Source organism: Photorhabdus sp. P32 (genome assembly GCF_038085095.1).
GTDB lineage: Bacteria > Pseudomonadota > Gammaproteobacteria > Enterobacterales > Enterobacteriaceae > Photorhabdus > Photorhabdus luminescens.
Genome location: NZ_JAZGJN010000145.1, coordinates 1 through 3165, shown reverse-complemented (window position 1 = coordinate 3165; position 3165 = coordinate 1). Strand labels below are relative to the sequence as shown.

At 37.2% G+C, this 3165-nt stretch carries 1 protein-coding gene and 2 pseudogenes; 1 reads left to right on the top strand and 2 read right to left on the bottom strand.

Annotation, left to right across the window (positions count from 1 at the left end; genetic code table 11):
- Positions 1-83 precede the first annotated feature (83 nt).
- Both V2H77_RS00970 and V2H77_RS00965 read right to left on the bottom strand, forming a co-directional pair.
- A pseudogene (locus V2H77_RS00970) lies at positions 84-371 on the bottom strand (type II toxin-antitoxin system HicB family antitoxin); the annotation flags it as partial.
- 1245 nt (positions 372-1616) lie between these two features.
- Positions 1617-1812 (bottom strand): annotated as a pseudogene (locus V2H77_RS00965) (IS4 family transposase); the annotation flags it as partial.
- A 401-nt stretch (positions 1813-2213) separates the two neighbouring features.
- Between V2H77_RS00965 and V2H77_RS00960 the strand changes: the two are divergent.
- A partial coding sequence (locus V2H77_RS00960) for a tail fiber protein (RefSeq protein WP_341497302.1) occupies positions 2214-3165 on the top strand: 952 nt, incomplete at its 3' end.

Genomic DNA, 3165 nt, shown 5'->3' with positions numbered 1-3165 from the left:
GAAGCTTCATTTAAAACAAATCCCCCAGATGGATCGTTAGCTCAGTCGGTAGAGCAGCTGACTTTTAATCAATGGGTCGGAGAATTGAATTTGATGGCTTTTGACTCATATTTTTCTGGATCTAACTCGATAAGAGCAATAACTCCTCCATCCTCAGACAAACGAGGATCGCCAATGTAATTGGATGAGTCTTTAGGGACAGGGACATAGCCGCCGTGTTCGGTTAAAACATCCATGTGCTGCCCAAATGCTTTTTCTGCATCACGGATAGCATCTTCTAAAGTGTTGCCAGCAAAAAAACAGCCTTCGACATCGGGGAAGTAACCGTCGAACCCATCTTCTGTTTTAAATATAAAAAGTGGATAAATCATAGTATTACCTTTTAATTTGATAATCAGCTTTGCAAATAAAGGGCGGTATAACTGCGCCTGTCATAGTAATTTCAGCCCTGAAATACTTTGTGCCTGCCGGATGACACCTTTTGATGAGTTTTTTCTTGGGATTGGTATTTTGACGCCCTCTGAAAGGAAAGGGCTTCCCGCGAAAAGCATGGTGAAACATGATAAACGTATCCAATGATTGGTTGAAGTGCATGCGGCGCAAGGGGTTCTGGCGGCGTTTATTTCGTGATATTGGTGTAATGACAGCATTACTCAGCTGGTTAGTGATTTGTTTTGATTTGGCGACTAATCAGATCGCAAAAATCGGACTGAGCTCCTTTCAAGTGATCTACAATGTTGAAATTTTATTTAGACAATATTCATCATTATTTTATTTACCAAATTATACCAATGTATAGCTCATAATTAATCTGACTGATTTTAATTCTGATATTTAATGTATTTCGGAAAACATTCTTCCTACTAATCATTTAATACTGATATGGCTTTGAGGTTATCTTATTATTTTTACATCACTGATAAAGTTCAATATTTAACTGCTCGGAGTAAATGCTAAGTTAAATTTCACCGATAAGGTCATCTGCTATGTAGACAGTCAAATAACCGTAATAATAAGGAAACAATAAAATGGCACGAGTATATATAAACCCTAATCAGACTCTTGATATTTATAAGAATGGCAGTATATTAGTTCCCGCTCATCAACCTCATATAACGATAAAAAACGTTAGTTTAGCGCTAGTTAAAGTGAGTAGCTACTGGGCATCCTTAGTCGGAGATTATACTCTGTATAGTTCTATAGAGATCTACCCTGGCAAAAGTGAAATACTGGTACCGCCTCCTAACCTTATTTACTACTATAAAGTTACAGCCACCAATCTCGCCAGTTATTTAAACGCAGAAATTGAAGTGGAGGTTGGATCGAATAAGAATCCTCTTTTGTAACTACATCTATACCCAATGGATTTCAAGATGCATCGCGACGGCAAGGGAGAGAATCCCCGGGAGCATAGATAACTATGTGACTGGGGTGAGTGAGTGCATCCAACAAAGAGACAACTTGAAAGATAACGGGTATAAATGGGACTTAAGAGTTAACCATACAAAAAGGCTTAGCTTAGCCATGTTAAGCTCTGGTGCGCAGAATAGTAAGACTTTCATTTTCTGCTCTGAAAAACTCGCTCTCAAGCGCTGAGGGAACTTCACAAATCAGCGTTAATAAACCGACACTATATTTCGGTCGGTTTTGGCGAGATGATTAAGAACAGCATCCAGAGCTGTTCACCTTAAAATTAGCGGAGAGTGTCGCAAGATATTCTCTGCTAATATCAAACGTGAGATAACCCGTCTAGATTTAAGGTTGTTGGCTTGGTATCTCAGATATAATCTTTTATTTTCAGCGTGATATCAAACCATTCATTTTGTCATTCCGAAAGTTCTGATCTATCTGCATCCTGCGGCTATAGGAAGATCGTAATGAGCTATAACATGATTTACCGGAAAGTGAGAGACAGATGATTATATTATTTCAATCTATTGAGGGACACAGCCTAGCATTAATAGTAACTATAATAAAATAAGAGAAAATAATTTACAAATGTTAAATTATAAATTTTTAGATATATTTTAAATTTAAAAATGTTGAACTATTTATTGCTGGAAATTATACAAAAACAGCTAGTCTTTTAAGCAAGAAGAACATCGCGTTATTTTTTTATGAGCTAAACTTTAATTGGAGTACATTGTAGGATGGGGGTGCAATAATTCAATATGTTTATTATAAAATAACATTATTTAATATGAGGAAAGTATATGAGTCATAAGAATAATTTTAAGGCTTTTTCTATTAGTGATAATGCAAATGTAGTTAGTCAAGAAAAATATGAAGGAAGCAAAGATTTACTGACTGGATTCCCACCCAATACTATTTCTATTGATTTATTAAATAAAGTCTTGCGTCAGTCATCAATTATATCATCTGTAGTGGCTGATTTTATCGCTACACAATCTAACGATAATATTCTGGATGATGGTGATATAATTAAACTCACCGCTCAATTGAACAGAGCGTTAGAACAAAAAATTACATCGGAAGTACCAAATGCCTCATTAACACAGAAAGGTATTGTTCAGCTTACAGATGTAGTGGGTAATAGTGATACATTGGCTGTTACTCAAAAGCTAGCCCAGGAAATAATAAATTCATTGCGTGAAAATATTAATGATAGAGTGCCAAATAGCCGAAAGGTGAATGGGAAAACATTGTCTACTGACATTAATCTAGAGGCTGAGGATATAGGTGTATATACCAAGGCAGAAGTTAATAATCTAATCGATGCAGTTAATAATATTCCTGTAGGTGTTCCTGTTCCCTGGCCGACAGTTATACCACCAGCCGGGTGGCTGCAATGTAACGGAGCAGAGTTCGATAAAACAGCTTACCCTCAATTAGCGGCAGCGTATCCTACAGGAAAATTACCTGACCTGCGCGGAGAATTTATTCGTGGTTGGGATGATAGTCGAGGTGTTGATAGTGGTCGTATTATTTTAAGCGCACAGACTGACAACACAAAAAGAATACAACTTTCTCAAGGGAATGAGAGAAGAAAATACCTTTCTAATTATCAAGGACCTCTAGACGGATACCAGTATCCGCTCGGTAGGGATGTTACAGGTGGCGCAACTGATACATCAATTGCTAACAATACAGGCGGTCATGAAACCCGTCCCCGCAATATTGCATTTAATTACATAGTGAGAGCAG